Origin of the sequence: Wolbachia endosymbiont (group A) of Melieria omissa (assembly GCF_964031125.1) — a bacterium.
Lineage (GTDB): Bacteria > Pseudomonadota > Alphaproteobacteria > Rickettsiales > Anaplasmataceae > Wolbachia > Wolbachia pipientis.
The window spans coordinates 818,573-845,090 of the sequence record NZ_OZ035007.1; the positions used below are offsets into that span (position 1 = coordinate 818,573).

25 protein-coding genes, 1 tRNA gene and 1 pseudogene are annotated in these 26,518 nt (G+C 34.9%); 7 read left to right on the forward strand and 20 right to left on the reverse strand.

Annotated features, from left to right (window positions below):
- Positions 1–81: 81 nt before the first annotated feature.
- From ACQH2Q_RS03760 to ACQH2Q_RS03785, 6 genes are all read right to left on the reverse strand, one after another.
- Positions 82–501 carry a DedA family protein gene (locus tag ACQH2Q_RS03760; protein ID WP_155968794.1) on the reverse strand — a complete coding sequence of 140 codons (420 nt, stop codon included), beginning with the start codon at positions 499–501 and terminating at the stop codon, positions 82–84.
- Positions 502–507: 6 nt separating this feature from the next.
- Positions 508–1,881, reverse strand: coding sequence for a cysteine--tRNA ligase (gene cysS, locus ACQH2Q_RS03765; protein ID WP_265023951.1), 1,374 nt, complete (start codon positions 1,879–1,881; stop codon positions 508–510).
- Positions 1,874–2,530: an exopolysaccharide biosynthesis protein gene (locus tag ACQH2Q_RS03770; RefSeq protein ID WP_007549323.1), complete on the reverse strand. Its 657-nt coding sequence runs from the start codon at positions 2,528–2,530 to the stop codon at positions 1,874–1,876. The genes cysS and ACQH2Q_RS03770 overlap by 8 nt, the downstream gene beginning before the upstream one ends.
- Before the next feature lie 90 nt (positions 2,531–2,620).
- Complete coding sequence (locus tag ACQH2Q_RS03775) at positions 2,621–3,277, reverse strand: exopolysaccharide biosynthesis protein (RefSeq protein WP_010962397.1); 657 nt, start codon at positions 3,275–3,277, stop codon at positions 2,621–2,623.
- 166 nt (positions 3,278–3,443) lie between these two features.
- Entirely contained in the window at positions 3,444–3,611 is a 168-nt protein-coding gene (tatA, locus tag ACQH2Q_RS03780) for a twin-arginine translocase TatA (protein ID WP_006013840.1), read from the reverse strand.
- A 128-nt stretch (positions 3,612–3,739) separates the two neighbouring features.
- Positions 3,740–4,513: an ABC transporter ATP-binding protein gene (locus ACQH2Q_RS03785; protein WP_006280146.1), complete on the reverse strand. Its 774-nt coding sequence runs from the start codon at positions 4,511–4,513 to the stop codon at positions 3,740–3,742.
- 147 nt (positions 4,514–4,660) lie between these two features.
- On the opposite strand from ACQH2Q_RS03785, the gene ACQH2Q_RS03790 reads away from it, so the two are divergent.
- Positions 4,661–4,737: transfer RNA gene (locus tag ACQH2Q_RS03790), tRNA-Arg, on the forward strand.
- Positions 4,738–4,838: 101 nt separating this feature from the next.
- Here the strand turns inward: ACQH2Q_RS03790 and uvrC are convergent.
- From uvrC to def, 10 genes are all read right to left on the reverse strand, one after another.
- A complete protein-coding gene (uvrC, locus tag ACQH2Q_RS03795) occupies positions 4,839–6,656 on the reverse strand; it encodes an excinuclease ABC subunit UvrC (protein WP_264339260.1) in 1,818 nt (605 codons plus the stop codon).
- Positions 6,640–8,757, reverse strand: coding sequence for a glycine--tRNA ligase subunit beta (gene glyS / locus ACQH2Q_RS03800; protein ID WP_338482050.1), 2,118 nt, complete (start codon positions 8,755–8,757; stop codon positions 6,640–6,642). The genes uvrC and glyS overlap by 17 nt, the downstream gene beginning before the upstream one ends.
- 3 nt (positions 8,758–8,760) lie before the next feature.
- Entirely contained in the window at positions 8,761–9,600 is an 840-nt protein-coding gene (locus ACQH2Q_RS03805) for a glycine--tRNA ligase subunit alpha (RefSeq protein WP_264339262.1), read from the reverse strand.
- 44 nt (positions 9,601–9,644) lie between these two features.
- Positions 9,645–10,403 carry a phosphatidylglycerophosphatase gene (locus ACQH2Q_RS03810; RefSeq protein ID WP_182364786.1) on the reverse strand — a complete coding sequence of 253 codons (759 nt, stop codon included), beginning with the start codon at positions 10,401–10,403 and terminating at the stop codon, positions 9,645–9,647.
- A 146-nt stretch (positions 10,404–10,549) separates the two neighbouring features.
- Positions 10,550–11,545 carry a porphobilinogen synthase gene (gene hemB / locus ACQH2Q_RS03815; RefSeq protein WP_264339263.1) on the reverse strand — a complete coding sequence of 332 codons (996 nt, stop codon included), beginning with the start codon at positions 11,543–11,545 and terminating at the stop codon, positions 10,550–10,552.
- Positions 11,538–12,563: an NADH-quinone oxidoreductase subunit NuoH gene (nuoH, locus tag ACQH2Q_RS03820; protein WP_425383373.1), complete on the reverse strand. Its 1,026-nt coding sequence runs from the start codon at positions 12,561–12,563 to the stop codon at positions 11,538–11,540. Before nuoH ends, hemB begins: the two co-directional genes overlap by 8 nt.
- The gene (gene nuoG, locus ACQH2Q_RS03825; RefSeq protein ID WP_338482047.1) at positions 12,547–14,595 is read right to left on the reverse strand and encodes an NADH-quinone oxidoreductase subunit NuoG; all 2,049 of its coding nucleotides are present in this window, start codon (positions 14,593–14,595) and stop codon (positions 12,547–12,549) included. The genes nuoH and nuoG overlap by 17 nt, the downstream gene beginning before the upstream one ends.
- Before the next feature lie 5 nt (positions 14,596–14,600).
- Positions 14,601–14,813, reverse strand: a complete 213-nt coding sequence (locus tag ACQH2Q_RS03830) for a hypothetical protein (RefSeq protein WP_006279675.1) — start codon at positions 14,811–14,813, stop codon at positions 14,601–14,603.
- A gap of 1,240 nt (positions 14,814–16,053) precedes the next feature.
- Positions 16,054–16,875, reverse strand: a complete 822-nt coding sequence (locus ACQH2Q_RS03835) for a uracil-DNA glycosylase (protein ID WP_425383374.1) — start codon at positions 16,873–16,875, stop codon at positions 16,054–16,056.
- On the reverse strand, positions 16,865–17,404 hold the full coding sequence (gene def, locus ACQH2Q_RS03840; RefSeq protein ID WP_182309147.1) for a peptide deformylase: 540 nt from the start codon (positions 17,402–17,404) through the stop codon (positions 16,865–16,867). The genes ACQH2Q_RS03835 and def overlap by 11 nt, the downstream gene beginning before the upstream one ends.
- A gap of 138 nt (positions 17,405–17,542) precedes the next feature.
- On the opposite strand from def, the gene ftsA reads away from it, so the two are divergent.
- Both ftsA and map read left to right on the forward strand, forming a co-directional pair.
- The gene (gene ftsA, locus ACQH2Q_RS03845) at positions 17,543–18,781 is read left to right on the forward strand and encodes a cell division protein FtsA (protein ID WP_155968818.1); all 1,239 of its coding nucleotides are present in this window, start codon (positions 17,543–17,545) and stop codon (positions 18,779–18,781) included.
- Between the two features lie 132 nt (positions 18,782–18,913).
- Positions 18,914–19,696 carry a type I methionyl aminopeptidase gene (gene map, locus ACQH2Q_RS03850; protein WP_425383375.1) on the forward strand — a complete coding sequence of 261 codons (783 nt, stop codon included), beginning with the start codon at positions 18,914–18,916 and terminating at the stop codon, positions 19,694–19,696.
- 27 nt (positions 19,697–19,723) lie between these two features.
- Here map and ACQH2Q_RS03855 read toward each other — a convergent pair whose 3' ends face one another.
- On the reverse strand, positions 19,724–20,971 hold the full coding sequence (locus tag ACQH2Q_RS03855; RefSeq protein WP_264339267.1) for an MFS transporter: 1,248 nt from the start codon (positions 20,969–20,971) through the stop codon (positions 19,724–19,726).
- Positions 20,972–21,189: 218 nt separating this feature from the next.
- Here ACQH2Q_RS03855 and rsmH point away from each other — a divergent pair, with 218 nt between their 5' ends.
- Together rsmH and ftsL are read left to right on the forward strand one after the other, a co-directional pair.
- A complete protein-coding gene (gene rsmH / locus ACQH2Q_RS03860; protein ID WP_425383376.1) occupies positions 21,190–22,134 on the forward strand; it encodes a 16S rRNA (cytosine(1402)-N(4))-methyltransferase RsmH in 945 nt (314 codons plus the stop codon).
- Positions 22,131–22,436, forward strand: a complete 306-nt coding sequence (gene ftsL / locus ACQH2Q_RS03865) for a cell division protein FtsL (protein ID WP_425383377.1) — start codon at positions 22,131–22,133, stop codon at positions 22,434–22,436. Before rsmH ends, ftsL begins: the two co-directional genes overlap by 4 nt.
- A 306-nt stretch (positions 22,437–22,742) precedes the next feature.
- On the opposite strand, the gene ACQH2Q_RS03870 is transcribed toward ftsL, so the two are convergent.
- A complete protein-coding gene (locus ACQH2Q_RS03870; protein WP_425383378.1) occupies positions 22,743–23,042 on the reverse strand; it encodes an NADH dehydrogenase ubiquinone Fe-S protein 4 in 300 nt (99 codons plus the stop codon).
- Positions 23,043–23,187: 145 nt separating this feature from the next.
- On the opposite strand from ACQH2Q_RS03870, the gene ACQH2Q_RS03875 reads away from it, so the two are divergent.
- Entirely contained in the window at positions 23,188–23,799 is a 612-nt protein-coding gene (locus ACQH2Q_RS03875) for a 50S ribosomal protein L25/general stress protein Ctc (protein WP_010962412.1), read from the forward strand.
- Positions 23,799–24,347 (forward strand): aminoacyl-tRNA hydrolase, encoded by a 549-nt coding sequence (gene pth, locus ACQH2Q_RS03880; protein WP_065094970.1) that lies wholly within the window; start codon positions 23,799–23,801, stop codon positions 24,345–24,347. Before ACQH2Q_RS03875 ends, pth begins: the two co-directional genes overlap by 1 nt.
- A 2-nt stretch (positions 24,348–24,349) precedes the next feature.
- Here the strand turns inward: pth and ACQH2Q_RS03885 are convergent.
- Together ACQH2Q_RS03885 and ACQH2Q_RS03890 are read right to left on the reverse strand one after the other, a co-directional pair.
- Positions 24,350–25,000, reverse strand: a pseudogene (locus ACQH2Q_RS03885) (IS481-like element ISWpi4 family transposase); the annotation flags it as partial.
- Positions 25,001–25,015: 15 nt separating this feature from the next.
- A complete protein-coding gene (locus tag ACQH2Q_RS03890; protein WP_264339118.1) occupies positions 25,016–26,341 on the reverse strand; it encodes an IS4 family transposase in 1,326 nt (441 codons plus the stop codon).
- Positions 26,342–26,518 lie beyond the last annotated feature (177 nt).

Sequence of the window (26,518 nt, forward strand, 5' to 3'; positions counted from 1 at the left end):
TTTGCATTTAATTTATAGCTCCGCTTCTATCAAGGCATAGAATGACGGAAGTGGGCTTTAATAGCTGTAATACTATAGCTGTTATACTCCAAAAGTAAGTATTAGATATAATAAATAGAAGAAATTAGATAGAATGATTAAAGGGGCAAGGATATAAAGGTTTAACTTGAAATAACCTGATAAAATTTGAATCACACTTCCAAGTGCTGGCACCCACGAAAGTAATAAAGTTGCAAAAATTAGCAAATTTTTTGTAACTTTTGGCGTTGTATATTCGTTTTCTAATTTGTGGTATGATTTTCGTATAGAGATTGTTATTCTACCTAAGTACCAGTTAACTATTCCACCAAGGCTTGATCCTAGTACTCCAAAAAATAACATAAGTAGTGGAGTGTGATACGACCTGAAATAAAGCATGGTATTGAACACAAAACCTTGATGTATGGGTAAGACTAATGATGATACTAGACTATCTGTGAATAACAGGAAGTAGTTTTCCATATCAATTTACCAGGTTGTTGTACCATCTTCATTGTCAGAAATTGTAATCCCCATTTGTTTCAACTGATTTCTTATTTTGTCTGCAGTATCGTAATTTTTATTTTTTTTTGCAATTTTTCTTAAGTCTATCAACCTTTCTATTTCTTGATGATTTACATCCACAGCAAACCACTTTTCATAACTTGACTCAAGAAGACCAATAAATCTGGCACTCTTAACAAAACTCTCAGTTAATTTAAGCTTTTCACTTTCATTACTCATTTTGTTGATTTTTGCAGCCATTTCATGTAATATAGCTAGAGCTTCAGGAATGTTTAAGTCGTTTTTTAAAGCGTCTATAAAATCTTTAGAAATCTCTGCGTTACTTTCATCAATATTTGTTGTATCTAAACCACGTGATAATCGATTAAATTTATTTAAGGTTTCCTGTGCATCAGAAATAACGTTTTCTGTCCAATCAAGTGGTTTTCTGTAGTGAGTTTTGAGCAGTGCATAGCGTATTACTTCACCCTTTATTCCACTATCTAGCAAATCCCTTACTTTGACTATATTAAATAAGGACTTGCTCATTTTCTCTTCATTTACTGTAAGAAAACCGTTATGTATCCAGTATTTTGCAAACATTGATCCAGCAAATGCAGACTTACTCTGTGCAATTTCATTTTCATGGTGAGGAAATTGTAAATCTATGCCGCCACCATGAATATCAAAATCTTTGCCAAGGTAAGCATATGACATTGCTGAGCATTCTATATGCCATCCAGGTCTGCCCTCTCCCCATGGGCTATTCCAATAACTTGAAAGTTTGTAGTCAATATCATTTGCAGGCTTCCACAGCACAAAATCTCCCGGGTGCTTTTTATTTTCATTAACTTCAACTCTGCTACCTGGAACCAATTCATCAGTTTTTTTTCCTGATAAAGCACCATATTCATGGTAAGATTCTATATTAAAATACACATGTTTGTCAGATTCATAAGCGTGGCCTGATTGCAGCAAATGTTCAATTAATTTTATAATATAATCTACGTTTTTCGTTGCTTTTGGCTCGTGTGTTGGCTCTGCACAATTTATGCTTCTCATATCTTCATGAAAAGCCTTGGTGTAATATGTGCTGATACTTTCTATGTTGCTATTTTTTTCACTTGCTGCATTAATTATCTTATCATCAATGTCGGTTATGTTACGCACATAGGTAACTTTGCCATAACAAAACTTAAGTAGCTGAAATAACACATCATACACAACAACAGACCGTGCATTGCCTATATGTGCTGTGTCATATACTGTTGGTCCGCAAACATACATTTTCACATGATCTTTATCGATTGGTGTAAAAAGTTCCTTTTTTTTTGTTAAGGTGTTGTAAAGCCTAACCATATACGAAGCTTTTGAGAAAAGAAAATGCCCCAATTATAAGTTGTGGCCCTTTGACTACTACAACAAGAGTAAGCAATAGCCCACACAATGATATTAGAACTCCCAATATGGATAGAAACCCATCTTTACTCATGATACCAAGCGAAATAAGAGTCGTACCAATTGCAGGAATGAAGTTAGTAAGAGGTAGTGGAAGAGCTATTGATAACGCACAAAGCAGCATTATAAAAGCTAAAATTTTTTCACCGGGCCCATAGAAAATAAAAGACATTCTTGGTCTCATGAACTTTTCTATTTTTTTTAATGCTGGAGAAGTTTTTTCCACCACAAGAGCTAGTGTTGAACGCTGAAAAGATTTTCTTTCTAGCCAACTGGGCATCCAAGGAGAATCAAATCCAAATAAAAGCTGCAGTGAGAATAAGATTAAAGGTATAGAAAGAATAGTTGTATAACCAGGTGGAACCGGTATAGGCACCGATAGCGGCAAGGAGAAGATGATTATTAAAATACCAAAACCACGCTCATGCAAAGCTGTTTTAATGTCAAACAAAGTTACTTTATCGCTATCATTGTTATTGGTATCTGCAACTTCTTTTAGAATATCAGAAGCTAATTTATCACTTTTAGTCAACTTATCATTTTTTGACACGAAAAACCTTTGATAAAAATAATTCTTAACACAATTATTGTTTTATTTCAATATGCATTATTCATTTTGCGCTAGTAATTCGTTCTTTTGTTAAAGTGTTGTAAAGCTTTTAAGAAGAGAAAGTGCTCCGGTTATAAGTTGTGGTCCTTTGACTATTACAACAAGAGTAAGCAACAACGCGCACAATGATACTAAAACTCCCAATATGGATAGAAACCCGTCTTTACTCATAATGCTAAGTGAAATAAGAGTTGTGCCAATTGCAGGAAGGAAGTGAGTAAAAGGTAATGGAAGAGCTATTATTATTGCACAAAGCAACATCATAAAAGCCAGAATCTTCTCACCAGGCCCATAGAAAATGAAAGACAGTCTTGGCTTCATGAATTTTTCTATTTTTTCTAATACAGGGGAAGTTTTCTCTACCACAAGAGCTAGTGTTGAACGCTGAAAAGATCTTCTTTCTAGCCAACTGGGCATCCAAGGAGAATCAAATCCAAATAGAAGCTGCAGTGAGAATAAGATTAAAGGTATAGAAAGAATAGTTGTATAACCAGGTGGAACCGGTATAGGCACCGATAGCGGCAAGGAGAAGATGATTATTAAAATACCAAAACCGCGCTCATGCAAAGCTGTTTTAATGTCAAACAAAGTTACTTTATTGCTATCATTGTTATTGGTATCTGCAACCTCTTTTAGAATATCAGAAGCTAGTTTTTTATCTTTAGTTAGTTTCTCACTTTTTTGCACAATTATCCTTTAATAAAATATTCCTCTTAAGCTAACATAGTTGTTGCTGTATTTCAATATTTGTTATTTATTTCATACCAACACTTCATCTCTTTCATTCTTTAACCTGACTAAGTTTTTAAACAGATGACATGCACTAAGGTGCATGTCACGAAGTATGAGGACGCTAACGATCTGGTTCATTAGACGATAATTTTTCTGAGTCCTTAAGCTCCTGTTTAAGGTTTTTGATGCCTTTTCCTAAATCACCCATAACTTGCGGTAATCTGCCTGCACCAAACAGAACTAAAATTATTATTAAGACTAGAAACAATTGCCATGGTCCTAAACTCATTTTCACCTCCATTTAAAATATTGACCTTTAAATATTAAAACTTGACTGAAGTCAAGTAACACATAGATTATATCACCTTTATTTAATTATAAATCAAGGTTTTTTAATTATTTTATAACAATCCCAAACTAGATTATTTTCTTGCAGCGAATAAGTGGAAACTTTTCGCTTAACTGTAGAGTAGAAGAGAGCTCACTAAAAAACTTTGCTAGCGTATCATCTTTAGGCTTATGGTATATATCGCTAGAAACTCCTGATTGAATAATTTTACCATTTTTCATTACGTAGATAAAATCTGCAACTTTCAATGCTTCTTGCGGGTCATGAGTTACCATTAGCACAGGGATATTTTTACTTCTGAAAAGGGACAATATATGTTGTCTTATTCGGCACTTGAGCAGTATATCTAAATTAGAAAATGGTTCATCTAACAACACAACATCAGGGTTTTGTGCCATCACTCTTGCTATTGCAACTAATTGTTGCTGTCCTCCAGATAAGGCGTTAGGGTACATATTTTCATATTTTTCTATATTGAGTAACTTCAAGATTTCCAATGCAATTAGGTGCTTTTCTCTCTTGGAAGAGCTGCGGATAGCAAAGGTTATATTTTCTACTACTGTTTTATGAGGAAATAATGCAGAATGCTGAAAAATCAATCCGATATTTCTATGCTCTATAGCGACTGATGCCTTATTACTTGCAACTAACCTATCATTTATAAAAATAGTTCCAGATTTTGGATTTTCTATCCCCGCAATTAATTTCAAAATTGTTGACTTGCCACAGCCAGAATGCCCCAATAAACATGCAACATTTCCTTTCTTTACTTTAATGTTTATATTGCTTAAAGCAAAGTCGTTTTGATTGTTATAGAAATAACCAATATTGTTAACTAGCATTAATCTTACTTAAACCATGTTATTAAATATAATAGCATTATACTCAAGAAGTACAGAAATGTTTTTTGTCGTCATAAATTGGTTATGCAAGAAATCTAGAAAAGAAAGGATTTTTTGCTATAACTTTACATGAATGGTAGGAAACACGGGACTATAGCTCAGCAGGATAGAGCGTTGGACTCCTAATCCGAAGGTCGTGCGTTCGAATCGCACTAGTCCCACCACATTGCTTCACAAATTTTATGGAGATTTTTTTTCACAAATACGCACACCTTTTTTTGCGGTTTTAAGATATAAATTCCCTAATAATAAAACGGGTTTTGTGTCATTCCAGTACTCCTCTCTTATAATTTACGTGTTTAAGAATAACTTCTGCTAAACCTTTACTAATTCCAGGTATGTTTTGAATTTCAGCCAGAGAAGCTTTGCTTATATTTTTCACTGAACCAAAATAAGACATCAACGCTTTTTTTCTTTTGTTGCCAATGCCGGGTATTTTGCTTAATTGTGAAACTATAAACTGTTTATCGCGTTTTTTTCTATGTGAAGTTATCGCAAAACGGTGGGCTTCATTACGCAGCGATTGTAAGTAAAGCATGACTTTGCTGTCATTTGCCAGACTGAATTCTTCCCTGCCCAGCATATAAAATCTTTCATTTCCTGCGTTACGATCAGGACCTTTTGCCATACAAGCAAAAGGAACGTTTATATTCAATACTTCCAGTACATTCTGTACTATGGAAACATGTCCTGGTCCACCATCAATCAGTAAAAAATCAGGTATTATGCCTTTTATATTGCCGGAGAAACGTCTGGTTAGCACTTCCCTCATCATTTTATAGTCATCGCCTGAAAATTTTTCCTTTATAGTAAATTTTCTGTACTCACTTTTTAAAAAACCCTCCTGCCCTGCAACAACCATTACACCAATTTGTTGGTTTCCAAATATATGGCTATTGTCATAAACCTCAATACGCTTTGGAATATTTGGTAACAAGAAGATTTTGCTAAGCTCTTCAAGCTTTTCTAGGTTATTTCTATAATCGATAAGCTTCTGCTCTAAGCTATGCTGAGAGTTATCATAAACAAATTTCAATAAATCACGCTCTTTTTTATTCTTTGCATGCAGAACTTTTACTGGCTTTTGAGCAACCTTATATAGTGCTTGTTCTATAATTTCCTTATCCACAATAGAATCTGGAACGTAAATTTGTATTGGAGGTATGTTAGCTGAATTATAAAAATTGACCAAAAAGGTGGATAAAATTTCATCATTTGAGTGATCACCACAGTTCTCGGCAAAGTAAGGAGTGCTGCCGTAGTTGTCTTTATTTCTAAACGATAACACACTAATACATGCTAGATCCTCTTCACGTACAATACTGAAGAAATCTGCATCTTTTTCAAAAGAAAAATCCGTGTGCTGTATTTGAATTTGCTCAAGAAACTTTACCCGATCTCTATATATAGCAGCAAGCTCATAGTTTTCTTCACTGCTGCACTTTCTCATTGTGAAAAGTAACTGTTCTTTCACTTCCTTATTTCTTCCAAGCAATGTATTTCGTGCCTGTTTTACTGATTGGCAGTAGTCGTCTTTTGTGATTTTGTTTATGCATGGTGCTGAGCAGCGCTTAATTTGATATTCAATACATGGTCTTTTTGTTGAGGAAAAGTATTGATCTGAACATACTCTTAGGAGAAAAGCTTTTTGCAATGACAATATAGTTTGCTTAACAGCAGCGGCAGATGTAAAGGGACCATAATAATAAAACTCATTCTTCTTAAATTTGCCTCTATATTTTGCTATTCTTGGATAATCGTGCTTGGAAATTGTTATATAAGGATAAGATTTTCCATCCTTAAGCACAATATTATAAAGTGGTTTCAATGATTTTATTAGCTGTGCTTCAAGAAGCAGTGCTTCGATTTCATTCTCAGTGATGAATATTTCAACCTTAATAACCTGTGAGAGCATAACTCTAATTCGTTCAGAAAGGTTTTCGAATTGAAGGTAGTCGGATAACCTTGACTTTAAGTTTTTTGCTTTTCCAACATATAAAACTTTATTCTTATCTCCGACCATCTTATACACGCCACAGGACTGTGGAGATGATTTGATTTGTTCTTTATATTGCCTGAGCATTTATCCATTGCTTAACCTGTATGAGGTTAAAATCTGCTACTAAATGAAAGATGGAAACTACATTTTCAAGCAAAGATAATCTGTTTCTTCTCAGCTTATCAGAATCACAGTTAATCTTTATACTGTCCATAAACTGATTGATAAACGGAGCAAAACCAGCAAGTTCATCAAGTGCTACATTAAAGTGGTTATTTTTTATCGCTTGTTTTATGTTTTTACAAGCAGTTATAGCACAATTTGATAGCGCAATTTCTTCACTTTCAATCAAAAACCTCTTACCGTAAGATGCACTATAAGTAGTGCCATCACTTTTCCTTGCTTTGCTCATCATGTTACTGACTCTTTTGTAAGTGCTTAGAATTTGTTCACCTTCTGGAGTACTAAGATAACGATCCAATATAACAGTTTGCTTTTCTGCTGTCAGCAGATCATTAATATCGATTTTATATAGTATTGAATCTACAACATCTTGCCTTATATCTCTATTTTTTAAAATAACCTTGAATCTTTCTAAGCAAAATCTAAATACTAGTTCTGAAATTTGTTTTCTATTCGGCTTATCAACTGACGCTGTATTTTTATTAAATAGAAGCCTTGAATATAAAGATACTGACTTGTCTATCATTAGCCTAATTGGAACATGCAAATTATTTTCAAGTATTGTCCTAATTATACCAATTGTCATTCTCCGCAAACCAAATTGATCATACGAACCAGAGATTTTCTCACCTGCTGCAATTAAACCAACTAAGCTATCCACTTTGTCTGCAATTGACACAGCAATTGCAGAAGGAGATTTAGGACACTCCTGCTCTGGCCCGATTGGCTTATAATGCTCAGTTATAGCTTCCACTATTTCTCTATCTTCTTGAAAATAAGAAGCATAATATCCACCCATTACTCCTTGTAATTCTGGAAACTCTCTTACTATCGATGTTGCCAAATCAGTTTTTGCCAAATATGCAGCACGTTCAACTTTTATCAGCGAAGCATGTGGAATAAATATAGCTATATACTTTGACAGAGCCGTAATACGCTTCACCTTTTCCCCCACGCTGCCAAGTGAAGCATGAAATAATATCGAACCTAATTTTTTGACATAATGATCCAGATCCTCCTTTTTGTCCTGAGATATCAAAAATTGTGCATCAGCAAGACGTGCTTCTAATATTCTTTCGTGCCCTTTAACAACTTCACCATTGTTGACGTTGACAACAGTGACAAAGTGTGAAATTCTCTTTCCATTACTTAAAGCAAGGTATTTTTGTTGTGTATTAACTATACTAAGTATTACTTCCTTCGGTAATCCAAATGACTTTTCTTGATTCACTTCACCAAACAGTACGATTGGCCACTCTATAAGCCCTGTCAATTCATTTAGTAAATAATCATTTTTCTCAAGTTGTAAATTCTGCTCTTTTGTGAATTTATTAATCTGATCTAGTATAAATTGCTTTCTTTTGTCCATTTGGAGAATTACACTGTTTTTTTCTAGCAATTCAAAATAGTCTTTAGGTGCTTTAACAGTTAACGCTGTACCACTTGAGAGAAATCGATGGCCATATGTTGTGTTAGATGCTGTGATCCCTGCAAAAGACACAGGTATTATTTCGTCATTTAAAATGCATAAAATGTTTTTGATTGGCCTAACCCACCTTTCTTTTCCTTTGCCCCATCTCATGCTCTTCAACCAAGAAAAGTTTTTGAGCATTTCCTCCAGTTGATTTTTGAGGAATTCTCTGATGTTAAATGAGCAGCTTTCTCTTTTAATGAAGTAAAAATCCTCATTATTTACTTTTCGAACGAGCAAATCTTCTTCATTTTTCTGATATTTTCTTAAAAAACCTTCGATAGCACTTTTTGGTGCGTTAATGTTTGGTCCCTTAACTTCGTTATTGGAATCCTTTAGCTCCAAAGCATTTATGTTGTCAACAAATAGAGTAATGCGACGTGCCGTTATAAAAACCTCCATTGATGTAAATTTTACATTATTTTTGTTAAAAACATTGGCAATACAGCTTTTAACTTGAGTTGCAACTACATTCTGCATTCTCGGTGGTATTTCTTCTGAAAGGCACTCAAATAATAACTGCAACGACATACGCTATTTACTCATGTACAATTCACAACATTTTTTTGTTAGCTCTCTAACTTTACCAATATAAGCTGTACGTTCATTCACACCAAGCACACCTCTTGCATCAAGCAGATTAAGTAGGTGACTAGTTTTAATACATTGGTCATAGGCTGCCATTGGTAGCTCCTTTTCAATAAGGAACTTACACAATTTTTCCGTATCTTCGAATTGCTGCTGTACCACTTTAGTATCATAATAATCTAACGCTAGATAAGAAAATTCATATTCTCTTTGTTTAAAAATATCTCCGTAAGTTACACCGTTATCGTTCCAAATTATATCGTAAACATTATCTACACCTTGTATGCACATTGCTAAACGTTCCAACCCATATGCCACCTCACCAGGAATCATCTTGCAGTCAATCCCTCCAACTTGCTGTATATAAGTAAGCTGTGTTACTTCCATTCCATTGCATGTAACTTCCCATCCAAGTCCTGATGCACCAACACTTGGATTTTCCCAATCATCTTCAACAAACTTAATATCATATTTTTCTGTAGATATGCCAAGAACTTTTAAGCTATCTAAATAGACGTCTTGTAAATTATTACCAGATGGCTTTATTATAACTTGATATTGGTGATGTTGATACAAGCGATTAGGATTATCACTATAGCGTCCATCTGCTGGCCTAATTACTGGTTGTAGATATGCAATTTTTGTCGGTTTTGTATCAATTGCAGACATAATTGTTGCAGGATGTAATGTGCCAGCACCAACTTCAGATGTGTATGGGTGAAGTATAACACATCCTTCACTAGCCCAAAAATCTTGTAACTCTTTTATTATACTTTGTAAGTTCACACAAATTGCACACTTTTTATACTAAATATATAAATAAATAAGTACTATTCAATACCTATTTTTTTAACAGTATCATGTAAATAATCACCTAAGACTGCTGAACTTTCTCTCACATACTGAATTATGCTTTTATTTAGGACAATTGCATCATGCATAGTTAAATCGCAGAATATAAATGCTGTTAAATACAGTAAAATCACCGCATAAAATGTGTGAAAAATCCCCTCAAATGTAATTGACATTGCATTATTATAGCTGAGCTGTATTGAACTTATTGGCCATGGTTTTATCACTTCTACGACATTAAAAAATACGTAAGGTATCATAAGAAAAAAGAAAAAGTGCATAAAATCATTAAACCAAAATGGGCATTGAAACATCTGCTTACATATATTCCCATAGAGTTTACTTACAGCATAATAAATTGACATTATTGCTGGCATTGAAAGTGCTACAGTCAGTACTTGCCCTGACGCTATTTGTATTACTATTTCTTCACCACTGTTTGCTGAAGGGTCTTGAGCATGAAAAATAAATATTCCAATTAATTGCATTACTAACATAACTATTGCCAATTTTGTAAAAACAGCAGCTACGACTATTCCTGAGTCTGGCATTTTATATAGTAAGTATTCGCCTCCATATGTAAGAATTAATATAACATCGACAATAAATAATATTAAAAAAGAAGACCAATAGTTCTGCCAACTTGGTAAATATCCTATTCCTAAAAGAGAGCTTACTGTTTTAGCAGGAAAAACCTTGCCTAGCATCTTCCCCAAAAATTTAAAAAAAATCCCCATGTTCTAAGTAACACTTGGTTTATATTATTTATAATACTGTATTGTAACGGACTTATCAATAACTTAAAACATGTATTGGAAGATTTTAGGTAATATGCAGCAACAGTAGAAGAACGTGCGCCAAAAATTTAATAATTTTATAGGGCTTATGCACTTAAATTTTTTGCAATATCAAGTGCAGCGTAAGTGAATATTGCACTTGCACCCGCACGTTTGAAACCAATCAAAGACTCATAAATCACCTTGTCATAATCTAGCCAGCCATTATTTGCAGCAGCTTTTATCATTGCGTACTCACCGCTTACTTGGTAAGCAAAAATCGGAAAATTAAACTTATCACTTGCTGTTTTGATAATATCTAAATATGGCATACCTGGTTTAATCATAATAAAGTCTGCACCTTCATTTATATCCATTTCAATTTCGCACATTGCTTCGCGCGCATTTTTATAATCCATTTGATAACCACTTTTGTCTATAGAATGTGATAGCCCACATGAACCAACGACTTGCCTGAATGGAGCATAGAAGCTAGAGCAGTATTTCACTGCATAAGATAATATTAATACGTCTTGAAAGTTGTTATCATCTAATGATTTTCTGATTCTTCCTATTCTACCATCCATCATATCAGAAGGAGCAACTATATCACATCCTGCTTTCGCTAAAGCAAACGCTTGCTTACACAGCACTGATATAGTTTCATCGTTTTCTACATCCATCTGATTATCTTTTAAAATGCCGTCATGGCCATGAATAGTGTATGGATCCAGTGCAACGTCTGCAATAATACCAATTTCAGGTACCTTTAATTTTACAGCACGGATTGCTTTGCAGATTAAGTTGTCAGAATTATATGCTCCCTCAGCGTTTTCAGATTTTAGTTTACTATCAACTACAGGAAAAATTGCAACAGCATTAATTCCTAAATCTTTAGCTTCCTTAACTATAGACACTAATCCATCTATTGAATAACACTTTACGCCTGGTAAGCCAGAAATTGGTTCAGTTGTTTCTTCTCTGTCATGAACAAACAGAGGAAGAACCAGATCATTTACTGATAAACTATTTTCACTTGTTAAATTGCGAACCCATTTGCTCGAGCGCCTGCGTCTTAATCTTGTATTTGGGAAATTAAACATTGGATCCAGGCAAATTCCCAGTAAAGAGCAACACCCCTGAAATGAGTATCACCCAAAACACTGATATTGGTAAAAATACTTTCCAACCAAGGCGCATTAGCTGATCATATCGATAACGAGGTATTGTTGCTCTAATCCAAATAAATACGAATAAAAGTATAATTATCTTCAAAACGAACCAAATTAAACCTGGAATTTTATAAAGCAAACCAAGTTCTAACGGAGGATACCACCCTCCTAGAAAGAATATCGTCATCATAGCACTTGCTAAAATCATATTTGCATATTCTCCAAGAAAAAAGAGGGCAAAAGGCATGGATGAATATTCAACGTTATATCCAGAGACAAGCTCTGCTTCAGCTTCTGGTAAATCAAATGGGTGACGATTAGTTTCTGCAAGCAAAGAAATAAAAAATATTATTCCTATAGGCATTAGTAGCAAATCAACCCAAAATGGCATATTGTGTTTCGCTACCACCATCTCTCCAAGATTTAATGTTCCAGTGGTAATAACGACTGCAGCAACTATTAAGCCTATTGAAACTTCATATGAAATCATCTGAGCAGCCGACCGTATAGCGCCAAGGAATGCATAATTGGAGTTGCTTGACCAGCCTGCAATAATCACGCCGTATACTCCCAGCGACGATATAGCTAGCACGTAAAGCACTCCAACATTAATATTTGCTATAACCTTAGGAATAACTACTTGCTGGCCATTTTCTACAATTACTTCAGCACCAAACGGTATAACTGCCCAGGCAATTAATGCCAAGATAAAGGTAAGCATTGGAGCCATAATGAACAGTATGGTGCTCGCTCTAAGTGGTATTATCGGCTCTTTAATCAGTAGTTTAATAGCATCTGCAAATGGCTGCAATAGCCCAAAAGGTCCAACTACACTTGGGCCGTGCCTCAGTTGAATTGCAGCAAGGACCTTACGCTCAAAGTATGTCAAATATGCAACTGAAAGTAGTAGCGGTACTAAAATAAATAAAATATTAACTAGCGTGTTCATAAAAAGCTTTAGTACAATCTGCCATTATTTTTGAAGCGCGACTTATTGAATCCGTCATATAAAAATTACACTCCTTTAAAGTAAAAGGTGTATTACTTAAATTTATTTTACCATTGCTAATTGGCACCCATGTGTTTTTTATCACTTGATCAGCATTTCTAAACTGTGGACCGATAGTATCTAATTTTTTTCTCACGTCAAATAAACTATCATATGGTAAGGAGAGATCCAAATATTGCGAGAGATTTTTAATAATTAACCAGTCCTCCTTTGCTTCACCTGGAGGAAATACAGCTAAATTTGTTCTTTGCACTCGACCTTCAGTGTTTACATAAGTTGCATATTTTTCTGTATATGCAGCACCAGGCAAGATAACATCTGCCACATGTGCACCCTTATCACCGTGATGACCTTGATAAATTACAAATGTGTTTTCTAACTTTGATGTGTCAAATTCATCTGCACCAAGAAGATAAACAACTTCTATTTCACCACTTTCTGCATGTTCCAATATTTGATTAATATCCCTTTCGCCTTTTTTAGGAACAAACCCAATATCTAGCCCACCAACTCTTGCTGCAGCTTTATGCAGCACATTAAAGCCATTCCAGTCATCTCTGATCATGTTAAATTTTTCTGCAATTTTGCCAGCCAGAACTAGAACTAATTCAGAATCATCTCTTACTAATGCATCTTGACCGATAATCAGCATAGGGTTTTGAGCAGCTACCAGCAGCTCACAGAATTTATGACTTCCATTTGCTATTTCACTCAAAATATCAGGATTATCGCCCAATTTCTCAACATGATACAAATATTCAATGTTAGGACCAACACTTGCAACAGGAAAGTTGCCCTGTAAATATCTCTTTCTCAATCTTACGTTAATGATCGGTGCTTCTATCCTTGGGTTTGTATTTATAAGCAGACACAAATCCGCATTCTCTATACCTTCAATAGTGGTATTGAACACATACGATCCACGATTATTTGGTATAAGTTTTGCACCATCTTGCCTACAGTCTATATTCCCCGAGCCGAGCTTCTGCATCATTTCTTTAAGTAGAAGCATAGACTCACAATCTGCTAAATCACCTGCAATTGCAGCTATTTTATTTGATTTTGTATTCTTTAATTTCTTTGCAGCAACAGTTAATGCCTCATTCCAATCAACTGGGGCTAATTTACCATCTTTTTTTACATAAGGTCGATCAAGACGCTGAACTTTTAGTCCATCATAGGCAAAGCGGGTTTTATCTGATATCCATTCTTCATTTACCTCTTCGCTCAGCCTTGGCAATATCCTCATAACTTCCGGGCCACGATAATCAACTCTAATACTACTTCCCACAGCATCTAGTACATCTATAGTTTCGCAATGTGATAGCTCCCATGGACGCGCTGTAAAGGAGTAAGGCTTTGAAGTTAAAGCCCCTACCGGGCAGAGATCTATGATATTTCCGGATAATTCAGAACTAATATGCCTTTTTATGTAAGTGCTAATCTCTACATTTTCTCCCCTTCCGATTCCTCCAAGTTCATTTGTACCTGCAACATCAGACAAAAATCTAACACACCGAGTGCAATGAATGCATCGATTCATCGCAGTCTCAATCAATGGTCCAAAGTGTTTTTTTGGCACAGCCCTCTTATGCTCATCAAGTCTGCTGGTTCCTTTCCCATAAGCCATCGTGATATCTTGCAAATCGCATTCACCACCCTGATCGCAAATTGGGCAATCAAGCGGGTGGTTAATTAGCAAAAACTCAAGCACACCTTCACGTGCTTTTTTAACCTTAGGGGTATCAGTGTGAATAACCATCCCTTCTGCAACTGGCATTGCACAAGAGGCTACTGGTTTTGGAGGTCCACCCTCCACTTCAACCAAACACATTCTGCAATTACCAGCAATTGCTAAACGCTCATGATAACAAAAACGTGGAATTTCAACGCCCACGACTTCACAAGCTTGAATTATAGTGAGCCCATGCTCTACTTCACATTCCTTAGAATTAATAGTAACTTTAACCACAACTATTATACAGCTTCCCACTTTATAGGATTGCCGCTTACCTCATCTTCAACCAGATTGCCGTTGTCATATTGAGCAGACATATAATTCATGCGCGAGTCACGATCTATATATCTAACAGGTTTTACCGGTTTATCTTTATACATTTTTTGCTCGGCCTTCTTACGCTGAGTAGGGTTATTTTTACTAGCTGTCTTTGCTTTCCCACCTGCTGCCATATAAACTCCTAAAAACTTTTCATTCTATTTTAACACTTAAGTATACAGCGTCAATATTTAATAACTTTAAAATTTCAATAGATCTCTTATTATAATCATTTTACAATCATTGTTTAAATAAAAAGTTACCCCTTGATGCCATTCCAGCGCATGACGCACAGCTGTACGAACCATACGCGTCAAGTTAAGGAAAAGTGGTATAAGGAAGAAAGGAAACGAAAAAACTATTTTATATATTAAGTAATAAAGTTATTAATTTATAGATTCTTCTGAAAAAATTATCTTCTTCTAGATAAGAACTCCCTAAAAAAATAAATGTAACAAATAAAATGCCCATCTCAAATGTTGCTATATTTCACGATATTTCCTTAACTTGACGCGTATGGCTGTACGAACATTGCAATTTGCAGGCAATTTGCGTGGCAGATTCAAGTAGCTGACACTGGTTTCCATCCAAAACAGCAGTAGCCCTTTTGGTGTCATTTCAGTGCTTGACACTGAAATCCAGGATTTTGATTGGATACTGAGTTGGTAAGCATAAAAGTATAGCTAACGCGAGCTCTACGTCATACCGCGATTTATTCGCGGTATCTCAAAGCATAGATCCCGCTGCGGGATGACGATTGTCGTTTAGCTATAAACATTAAGAAATTTACCAAATAAAAAAAAAGGCAAAAGAAGCCCTGGGGTTATTATCTGCTTTAAAATATTGGCGTTTTTTATGTTTTATAGCTCTTTTTACAATAATCCGAACAGATCATAATATGCTACTGCTCTACCATAGCCATAAGCACATATCTTATCCTATTCGGACTATTGCGAGAAGTGCTATAAACGCTTGACAAGCGAAATTTAGCTGCTTTTAATTGCAACTAACCTACGCTGCAAATGTTTAAGAAATTTACTAAGCAGAAAAAAAGACAAAGAATCCCCGAGTTAGCTAGTCTTTTACTATCTCTGTCGAGTATTGGCATTTTTTGATGTCTTGTAACGCTTTATAAGCGCGTTCAGCTTATTTAGATAAAAATCTAGATGTAGATGAAGTTTTGTAAAGACATACAGTATCTATATACTGCAAAAAATTGAACATAAGACGCCGATACATTAAGTAATCCTTACCTTTTAATCTGCAGATTGGCGAAAGCAAATACAATAGCTTCAGTTTCATGATAAGGGGGCTGGCGGAGTTTGTCAAGGAAGTTTTTTCGTTTCTGCAGGCTACTTTCCGACACCAGTGGTGTTAAGTATTCGTACAGTTATTGGTGTTATCAAGATACTCCCTAATCTTCTTCAAATCCTCCCAGGCTAAACGTTTTTGTGCCGGTTGGCGAAGTAGGTAAGCTGGATGAAATATAGCGGCTGTGGTGATTGAATTGGACAAATATTGGTTAGTGTACGTATGAAATCTGCCACGCAAATTCGATATAGTTTTTGTGCTGTCAAGAAGGCTATAACATGCGATTCCCCCGACCAAAATTAAAATTTGTGGTGAAACTAGTGCAACGTGTTTTTCGACAAATGGTCTGCACATATCAAGCTCTAGGTCGGTTGGCTTTCTATTGCCAGGTGGACGCCAAAATACAGCATTGCTTATGTATACCTTAGTGCGATCAAGATTGATTGCATTTAACATTTTATCGAGCAACATTCCACTTGCACCACAAAATGGTATGCCTTGAAGGTCTTCATTTGCTCCTGGAGCTTCACCAACGAGCATAATTTTTGCATTTGGATTACCATCGGAAAAGACAGTATTAGTTGCAGTTTTTTTTATCTCACAACCTTCAAATGATTCAACTGCACTTCTTAATTCATCCACACTACCACATTTACCTGCAAGTTTCCTTGCTTCAATTATCCAATCACTTGGAAACATGTCTTTTCCATCTTTAGTGTCATTCCAGCGCATATCTGCATCTTTCTTCTTGGTCCCAGTTTGGATAACAGAGGGTTGTACACTCTCTTTGCTCTCCAATTTTTTTTCCTCTTCACCCTCCATTAGTGTGTAATCAACGCCCACTTCATGGTAAAATTTTAATAATTCTAGGTCTTTATTGCTCATAATGCTTTTTAACCTTTTGTGCTTTTTTCATGGCCATATCATACTTTAATTTAGATAAATGTCTAATATATAATATGCCGTTTAAGTGATCTAATTCATGCTGAATACACCTTGCAAGCCAACCACTAGCTTTTAGCGTCTGTTCTTCGTTATTTAAGTCTCTGTATTTCACAGTTAAATACTTTGGACGCTTAATTTCATAGCTTTGCTCTGGAATTGAAAGGCACCCTTCCTTGAGAGTCACTTGTTCATCGGATAATTCTGTAATCTCAGGATTAATCATGTAAAATTTGCCAGTTGAGCCATATCCTGCTGGCTCATTTTCAATCGTTTCTAGCTGAATATCCATAACAAAAATTCTCTTTAACACTCCAACTTGCACTGCAGCAAGGCCAAGACCTTCTGCATCATACATAGTTTCGAACATGTCGTTTACTAATTCTTTAATTTTATCGTTTATATCTGTTACTTCACTGGCACGTGTGATTAGTCTTTCATCAGGGGCAATTACAATTGGTAATATGGACATAAAAATTATAATTCTATGTTTTGCTTTTCCTTTTGTCCAGAATTTAGTGTATATTAAAATGTTGCTATATCTATAATAGAAATATAAATTATTAAAGAAAGCTACAATTTAAATGAAATTGCGTAATAAGGTTAACTAATGTACTCTGCAGTAATAGCAAAACCAAAGAGAAATGTTTTTGCTGTTTTAGACATAGGTACAACAAAGATTATTTGTCTAATCGTTAAAATAAATGGCAACTTCAGCTATAAAGTAACAGGAACGGGCTATAAGATTGCAGAAGGTGTAAACGGTGGTTCGATAACTAATGTAAAACACGCAAATTACTCCATCTCATCAACTATAGGTTTAGCTGAGCAAGTGTCAGAGGAAACTATAGACCAGATATATGTGAGCATTGCTGGATGTGGCATCTCATCTTTCAATGTACATAATGAAATTATTGCAGCTAATCATGAAATTTCTGACCGGGATATAAAACGTGTAGTTTTTCAGACGTTTGAGAAATATATTGAAGAAAATGTTATCATTCACAATATACCACTGAAATATCACTTAGATGACATGACTGACATAAAAGAAGTTGGTGGATTGTACGGAAAAAGACTATCTGCTGATGTTAATGTTGTCACTGCTTCGCGTCCAGCGCTTACCAATATTGAAAACTGTATTACCAATAATGGTGGATTAAATATGGCAGGTTGTATTGCTTCTGCATATTCTGCAGGTCTTGCGTGTCTCAGTGAAGATGAAAAAGAGCTCGGGACTGCTATTGTTGATATAGGCGGTGGGTGCACTGCAATTGGAATTTTCAAAAGAGGGAAACTTGTGTATGCAAGCAGCGTTCCAATTGGTGGCGTTCATATCACTCGAGATATTGCTTACGGGCTATGCACAAGCATAGAACGTGCAGAGTATATAAAAATACTGTATGGTAGCACTATCGTAACTTCAATAGATGAGAATGAGTACATTACAATGCAAAACAACGAAAATGATGAACCTACCCAAGTATTCAAATCTGAGCTTATTAACATCATAAGACCAAGAGTTGAAGAAATACTTGAAATGGTAAGAGAGCAATTTCAAGAGCAGAAAGATCCAATTAATAAAGTAGTGATTACAGGCGGAACTAGTCAACTCACAAGCATGAAGGAAATTGCAGGCTATATATTCAATAAGCAAGTTCGAATTGGGTGCCCTGAGTCTTGTAGCGGTCTTGATGGCGAATATGATAAAAATCCTGTATTTTCTGCTGCTATAGGCTCTATAAAGCTAATAGTTGACACTTTTTATAAAAATAATTCTGGTATTTTAGGTCAGGATGGTAAAATGAGTAAATTGTATAATTGGGTTAAATCAAAAGTTACAGTCTAGATTTCTGTTTTACCACCTTTCATACAAATGACTTGACACTAGGATCCATAGGACTTATTTTTATAATATGTAAAATTATTATGTTTATGTACTTGCGAGTAAGCGTACCAATTACAATAAGACATGGAAAATATGAACATAACTATACACTCACAAGAAGATTTTGAATTTATGCGCAAGGCTGGCAGGCTTGCTGCTGAAACTCTTGATTTCATTGCACCGTACGTAAAGGTAGGGGTGACAACTAATGAGTTAAATGATCTATGTCATGATTTTATAATTAATGCAGGTGCAATTCCAGCACCACTAAACTATAGGGGGTATCCAAAATCGATTTGCACTTCAAAAAATGCAGTTGTGTGCCATGGTGTTCCCGATAATAAACCACTTAAAGATGGAGATATTTTAAATGTTGATGTCACGGTGATTTTAAATGGCTGGCATGGTGATACAAGTCGCATGTTTTGGGTTGGCAAGCCATCAATAAAAGCAAAACGCTTGTGTGACGCTACTTATCATGCATTGATGGAAGCAATCAAACAAGTTAAGCCCGGCAATAAGTTAAATGAAATAGGGCTTGCTATAGAGAAATATATTAGAGATTTTGGATATTCTATCGTACGCAGCTACTGCGGACATGGTATAGGAAAAGTCTTTCATGCTCCACCAAATGTAGTGCATTTCTATGATCAAGATGAAAATCTCGTCTTGAAGGAAGGTATGTTTTTTACAATAGAGCCAATGATTAATGCTGGAAAACATGAGACTCTGCTCAGTAAACTCGATGACTGGACAGTAACAACACGCGATCTTTCACTTTCTGCTCAATTTGAGCATACGATTGGAGTAACAAAAGATGGTGCTGAAATATTCACATTATCACCTAAGAATTGGCATTTCCCACCTTATAATTAGATTTTTTTAAATTCTGCTATACTGCAACTATACTTGGTTTACTTTGGGTAATTTTGAAGAAAGCTCACCCTTAATTTGCGATATAGCAACTAGCCCAATTAATGCACAGAAAATCATGTAAAAACTAGCTGAAGTCTCTTGTCCTGTAACCTTGATAATTGTTGTGCATATAAATGGTGCAAGGCCGCCAAAAAATCCAGCAGCTATATTTCTTGATAAACCAAATCCACTGTACCGAACCTTTGTTGGAAATAATTCGCACATAAGTGCACTGAGAGGACCAAGCGATGCAGCTATTGGAATTATAAAAAGAATGTGTGCCAGCAAGTAATTGCCACTACATAACATTGAAAAAACTGGATAACTCACTATTACAAAAGCTATAAATGCAAACTTCATAACTTTTTCTCTTCCTACCTTATCAGAAAGTATTGCAAACAATATTGTCAATCCTCCAAGTGCAATTTGACTCAGTATTTCCACTATATGATTAAAATGAGTATTTACTGTTAATATTTTATTCGTAAGCACATTGAAAAAGACCAAATATATATAGAGAGACGCATTTTCAACCAAGTCAATACCTATTGATATTAGAACAGGCTTTTTGTAATTGTTTAATAACTCTTTTAATGGCAATTTAGACGGATTTTTTTGTCTTTTATACTCTGGGCTTTCATCAAGTATATATCTCATATATATGCTGATTAATCCCATTGCTAAACTGAAAATGAAAGGTAATCTCCACCCCCAAGATTCAAAATCAGATACTTTTTTGCATATGAGTACCGCCATCAGGCTTAATATTGAACCAAGAATTGCACTTAATACTTCAATGCTGCCAAAAAATCCTTTTTTGTTTTTAGGAGCATGTTCTATTAAAAATGGTGCATTTCCTGCTTCTCCTCCAAGGGATATACCCTGCAATAGCCTTAAACAAACTACCAGCATTGACGCTAGTATTCCAATGCTTTGATAACCTGGAACAAAAGCAATTAATATGGTTGATAAAGTCATTAATATAATCGAGAGCAATAAGGCAACTCTTCTGCCATGCTTATCACCAATGTGACCAAATATAGCAGCACCGACTGGTCTCATTAAGAAACCCACTGCAAACACTCCAAAAGCCTTCAATACGCTGGTTAGTTGATCATCCGATGGAAAAAACACACCACCTATTATGTTTATTAAGTGGCCAAAAAGCATGTGGTCATACCACAATAAAGTGTTACAAATCAAACTTGAAAATATTACTTTTGTTATTTGCTGCATAATTTCCCTATAGCCTGTTTGATCTTATATATAAAAAAAAATGTGAACGTTATGTGAATATTATATTAACAATATTAAACCTTAATTTTAATATTATTGCTCATATATTCCGATAAGATACCATATTTTGGCAAGAAAATCTATGTACATAAATAAAATTGATGTGAAGAGTAGAGTAGAGTAGGATATCTACACCAACTGTACTTAAATTTTTTGATATGACACACACTCCAGTTTTGTTAAAAGAGATGCTATCACTACTATCACCGCAGGATGGTGGCATATACGTGGACACCACATTTGGAGCTGGAGGGTATAGCAAAGCAATATTGGAGTCAGCTGATTGCAAAGTATATGCAATTGATAGAGATGAAACGGTAACTAAGTTTTATGATGATTTAAGCGTTAGATATCCAGATAGAATAAAACTATTCATTGAGAAGTTTAGTAATATTAAAAGTATACTAAGCAGCGTTGAGCCATCTCCTGTCATCCCAGTACTTGATACTGGAAAAAATAACTGGTCACGCGCTGGAATGACATCAAACGGAGTGGATGGAGTGGTCTTTGACATCGGAGTTTCATCTATGCAGCTTGATAACGGAGATAGAGGGTTCTCATTTTTACATGATGGTCCACTCGATATGAGCATGGATAACTCTTCTTATATAAACGCTTCAACGTTTGTTAACGCTTTACGCGAAGAAGAAATCGCAAATACTATATATAACTACGGAGGCGAACGTCATTCTCGCAAAATCGCAAGAGCAATAGTAAATGCACGGAAGAAGAAAACTATCAAAACTACATTTGAGCTTGCGGATATTGTACGTTCCGTGGTATTTCGTGGAAAAAGCAAAATTGATCCTGCAACCAGAACATTTCAGGCAATCAGAATATGGGTAAACGATGAGCTGGGAGAACTTGAAAAGGGCATTAAAGCTGCATCTGAGATTTTAAGTGAGAATGGCAAATTAATTGTCGTCACCTTTCATTCCTTAGAAGATCGTATAGTCAAAACTTTTTTTAAAGATTTATGTGCTACTGATTGCAAGACATTCTCTCTTCTAAATAAAAAAGTGATCGAAGCAAGTATAGAAGAAGTAAGTGCAAATCCGCGTTCACGCTCAGCAAAACTAAGAGCTATACAGAGGTTGTCATGAGAACTTTCTGCATCATCTCAATAGTTATGTTTTTTCTTAGCATTGTAGGACTATTTAAGGTAAAATTACATGTTCAGTCATTAAATAGAGAGCTAATAAAAATAAAAAGTGAAATTAATTTAGTGCAAAGTGATATAAAAGTTTTACAAGCAGAATGGAGCTATTTGAATAATCCAAAAAGGCTTGCAAGCCTTGTAAAGAAATACCTGAAAAATAACTCTTTAATACTGGCTAGCCAGGTTAAAAATCTTGACTCTCTAAATGGCCGCAGTGTACTAGCACAACTTAAAATCCATGATTAACAGTGAGATTAAGTCTTATTTTTTACAGATGAGCACATCACAATAAAACTTACTTTGTATTCGTTCAGGATAGCGGCAAGGTAGTATAACCATAGAGTAAAAGTGAGTTTACAACAAATGGTGTCATCCCAGTGCTTGACACTGGGATCCAGCCTTTCCATAATCATCAAAACATTGTATTTTAACGTAAAACAGCTATTTTTATGCTTACCAACTTAATAAAATTCCTGGATCCCAGTGTCTGGGCACTGGGATGACAAAGGAGAGCAGTGTCAGCTACTTGCATAACACCATTTGTTGTGCAACTTACTTTAGTATGAAATTGCTTGCGTAAGATTTTGGCAGCCTCTTAACATTTTTTGGCATTGCAATTATGTATTTAACGTTGCGTTTTTTTGCGTAGAATACTGCTTTTTCAAGAGAATCAAACTTTAATACAATCTGTTTTTTTGGATCTTTTGAGCCAACCCACCCCATCAAAGGTTCAATGTAGTAAGAGCCAGATTCAATTTTTAGGTGCCAGAAATTTGTATTACCTAAACCAGATTGTGTTGCAGTTCTTGTTGGTTTATAAATCCTAAAAACTACTTTATCGTCAATGCCCATAGTTCTTGTTAAATAAGTTTAAATATATATCTAAATAAATCCTTTCACAAACAATTAGTATGAAAGAATGAAGTTTGAAATAAATATTTTTATGTTATATTATTATTAAATTATATTAAAAGGATTAGCTGAATAGGAGTAATCGATGACGCAACAGGAGATAGTAACAATTAATGCAGAGTTACGTGATATAACAAAAACAAAAGCGATGCATTCTCTAAGGAAGAAAGGAAACATCCCTGGAATAATATATGGAAAGGGCCATGATAATGTAAATTTGACATTGTCTGCAAAGGAATTCACGAAGCAATATAAATCAGGTTCTCTTTCTGCACATTTGATAGAGCTGAATATTTCGGGCAAAAAGGAATATGCTCTTGTTCGCGATATCCAATTGCATGTAGTAAAGGATACTGTGCAACATGTTGATTTTCAGTTTGTTGATAAAGGCAGTGAAATTAAAATAGACATACCTCTATCATTTGTGAATGAAAGTAAAGCTCCAGGAATCAAATTAGGTGGAGTGCTTAATGTTTTGTGTCGTTCTATTGCTGTTAAATGCTCTCCTGATAAAATACCTCAGGTTATTGAAGTTGATTTATCCGGTAAAATGATTGGCCAATCTATACATATCAATGATGTAAAATTACCAGAAGGTGTTAAGTTTGTAGCTCATGAAGAAGAAAATTTTACCATTGTTACAATTTCTGCTGCCGATAGTGACGTTGAAGAACCTCAAGCAGAAACAGAGGAATAGTGCACCTGATAGTTGGGCTTGGTAACCCTGGTGGTCAATATGAGTTAACTTATCATAATATCGGCTTCATCGTAGTTGATACAATTTGCAAATATTGGAATTTCCAGTCGTTCTCTAAAAAAGCCGATTATCTAATAACCTCTGGCATAATTAATGATAATAAAATCATGTTAATAAAGCCTTATTCATTTATGAATAATTCAGGCATCCCTGTTGCAAAAATAAGAAATTTTTACAAATTATCGCTAGATAATATTGTTGTCATACACGATGACGCTGATTTGGAACTTGGAAGAATAAAAATAAAGAAAGGTGGTAGCTCTGCTGGACATAATGGACTTAAATCCATAGATAGTTTTATTGGCAACGATTATTGGCGCTTGAGATTTGGAGTGGGTAGACCTGAAGATCAAAGAAGCTTAGCAGATTATGTGTTATCAAAATTTTCAAATTTTGATAATGTTACTCCCTTAGTGGAAAAAATAGCAAAAAATATACACTTAATGCTGCAAGGAGATAATACAGCTTTTATCAATTTGATTGTATAATATTACGAAACACAGGGAGTGTATGGTCCCAGAGTGTGATGGTGTGGATTTAGTATGAACAATTCAGGAGATTTTGTCCACTGTAAAGATATAAACTCAAAAGGTGTAAGACCCTTAAGAGTTTTGAGTCTTTTAGCATAATTGTAGGCCATAACAAAGTCATAAAGATGCTCTTTGAGTTGCTGGTGAGACTGATAGTAATACTTCTTAACAGTGGCATTCTTTAAAGTTTTGTTCATACGCTCAACTTGCCCATTTGTCCAAGGATGGCTAACTTTTGTTAGACGGTGTTCAATGTCATTTTCTTCACAAGCTCTATCAAATATATGTTGAAAAGCGTATTTATGGCGTTTTTGGTTGGTAAATTGTACACTGTTATCTGTCAAAATAGTGTGGATTTTATATGGTAAAATTTTAATCAAATTACGTAGAAACTCAGCAGCTATAGGTTTTGTAGCACTTTTATGCAACTCAACATACGTAAATTTGGATGTTCTATCTATTGCAACAAACAAATATAACTTTCCTTCTTCTGTTCTGACTTCTGCAATATCAATATGGAAATAGCCTATAGGATATTGTTTGAATTTCTTTTTTGGTTTAACTTCGCCATCAACATCTGGTAGTCTGCTAATGCTGTGCCTCTGTAAGCAACCATACGCGTCAAGTTAAGAGATTGTGAGCAAATTTAGAGAGGTTAAAGTGGATACTCTAGCCCTTCTACGTTTGTCTTTTAATGAAAATCGCGACCAAGTTATAGTGAGTTTTTTAAGAAATGCTTTTAAACTATTAATTTTGGTTAATACTAAAAATAACTCTCTAACCCGCCTTTTTAGCTCAATAAATGCCTTTGTTAAGCTAAGTTCTGTATTCTTTTTCACTTCTGTGCAACCAACTATGCCGTGAAATATAAGAATTGCGCACAATTTAGCATATAGTTCACATAATACTCTGCATGGCTTTCCTTTTAGCTTATCAAGCCTGATATGGCTTTTATACAATTTAAATAATAACTCAATTTGCCACCTTACTCTGTAAATCGTTAATACTTGCTCAGCACTAATTTTATTTTCTGGAACATTAGTTATAAATATTGACCAGTTCAACAATTTTTGATTTCTTTTAGAGGATGTATATCCCTGCGATCTTGCTAATCTATTAGCTTTCCTTCTTCTGGCCATAGACTGTTCTTCAGTTAGTTTCTGACATATAATTCTTACTCTAATTTTTGCTTCTTTTCCTAACAATACCTCGTTTTCTAAAAATAACTTATCCTCTAAACATTCTAATAACTCCATTTTTTGATTTGTTTCTACATCATATATGTTGGTATCGGATTTATAACGACTTATGAAATAAGCTCCTATTTCATTGATTTGTTTAAAAGAACTTGGCACAAAATAACCGAGATCAGATATTAGCAAATCATTGCTTAATATATTACTTAAATGTTTCCTATATCCCTGGTCTGATCTTACCCCCTCCGTTAAATTAAGTTGGTCTATTATCTGATTCATGTAGTCGAAAACTAATTGTAACTTTATTCCAGACTTAGTATTGCTTTCATAGCCACTGTAGCTAGTACCATAACCTTTATACATCTCTTCCATACTGTTAGGTAGAGTAATATAGCTACTGTCCAATAATTTAACACTATTAAATTGCTGTAAGATTTTGCAATCAACTTGCAAGATATTTTTAAAGAGAATCACAGATTCATTATACATCCTTTTCATAAATTCCACTGCTTCTTCAGTAAATCTAAAATCCAAACCTTGTTTTGTTATATCTATCGAGTCCTCGTTTAGTAATTGACACATTGTTTCTACGCTACAATTATCAACTCCTATATTACCCAAGACCATGGCTTTTACGAATGATGAACCTTTTAGCTTTCTCTTTCTTTTTATAAACCTTGTTGTAATTGAGATTTTCTCTGCTTTTTCATTAAAAAATTCTTTGAGCTTTTTTGATAAGCAAGTTATTTTATTCATTGGTTCTCTCACTAAAAGTATATCTGGGAGAACTTATACCTTATTATTCTATCTCTTTCATACCTTTATTTCCTTAACTTGACGCGTATGGTCTAGCCAACAGCCTAGAACAGACCATTATGCTGCGTGAGGTAACGAGCGTAGTAAAGCTAATGGAATGGACAATATAGGGTGCAA

Bases quoted from the DNA above. Each gene is read 5' to 3' on its own strand.
- ACQH2Q_RS03855 (WP_264339267.1), bottom strand. From the start codon at position 20,971: ATGCAGCAAATAACAAAAGTAATATTTTCAAGTTTGATTTGTAACACT.
- ACQH2Q_RS03810 (WP_182364786.1), bottom strand. From the start codon at position 10,403: ATGGGGATTTTTTTTAAATTTTTGGGGAAGATGCTAGGCAAGGTTTTT.
- ACQH2Q_RS03875 (WP_010962412.1), top strand. From the start codon at position 23,188: ATGACGCAACAGGAGATAGTAACAATTAATGCAGAGTTACGTGATATA.
- map (WP_425383375.1), top strand. From the start codon at position 18,914: ATGAACATAACTATACACTCACAAGAAGATTTTGAATTTATGCGCAAG.
- ACQH2Q_RS03785 (WP_006280146.1), bottom strand. From the start codon at position 4,513: ATGCTAGTTAACAATATTGGTTATTTCTATAACAATCAAAACGACTTT.
- hemB (WP_264339263.1), bottom strand. From the start codon at position 11,545: ATGTTTAATTTCCCAAATACAAGATTAAGACGCAGGCGCTCGAGCAAA.
- ACQH2Q_RS03870 (WP_425383378.1), bottom strand. From the start codon at position 23,042: ATGGGCATTGACGATAAAGTAGTTTTTAGGATTTATAAACCAACAAGA.
- ACQH2Q_RS03830 (WP_006279675.1), bottom strand. From the start codon at position 14,813: ATGGCAGCAGGTGGGAAAGCAAAGACAGCTAGTAAAAATAACCCTACT.
- ftsL (WP_425383377.1), top strand. From the start codon at position 22,131: ATGAGAACTTTCTGCATCATCTCAATAGTTATGTTTTTTCTTAGCATT.
- ACQH2Q_RS03890 (WP_264339118.1), bottom strand. From the start codon at position 26,341: ATGAATAAAATAACTTGCTTATCAAAAAAGCTCAAAGAATTTTTTAAT.
- tatA (WP_006013840.1), bottom strand. From the start codon at position 3,611: ATGAGTTTAGGACCATGGCAATTGTTTCTAGTCTTAATAATAATTTTA.
- def (WP_182309147.1), bottom strand. From the start codon at position 17,404: ATGTCCATATTACCAATTGTAATTGCCCCTGATGAAAGACTAATCACA.
- rsmH (WP_425383376.1), top strand. From the start codon at position 21,190: ATGACACACACTCCAGTTTTGTTAAAAGAGATGCTATCACTACTATCA.
- glyS (WP_338482050.1), bottom strand. From the start codon at position 8,757: ATGTCGTTGCAGTTATTATTTGAGTGCCTTTCAGAAGAAATACCACCG.
- uvrC (WP_264339260.1), bottom strand. From the start codon at position 6,656: ATGCTCAGGCAATATAAAGAACAAATCAAATCATCTCCACAGTCCTGT.
- ACQH2Q_RS03760 (WP_155968794.1), bottom strand. From the start codon at position 501: ATGGAAAACTACTTCCTGTTATTCACAGATAGTCTAGTATCATCATTA.
- ftsA (WP_155968818.1), top strand. From the start codon at position 17,543: ATGTACTCTGCAGTAATAGCAAAACCAAAGAGAAATGTTTTTGCTGTT.
- cysS (WP_265023951.1), bottom strand. From the start codon at position 1,881: ATGGTTAGGCTTTACAACACCTTAACAAAAAAAAAGGAACTTTTTACA.
- nuoH (WP_425383373.1), bottom strand. From the start codon at position 12,563: ATGAACACGCTAGTTAATATTTTATTTATTTTAGTACCGCTACTACTT.
- ACQH2Q_RS03835 (WP_425383374.1), bottom strand. From the start codon at position 16,875: ATGAGCAATAAAGACCTAGAATTATTAAAATTTTACCATGAAGTGGGC.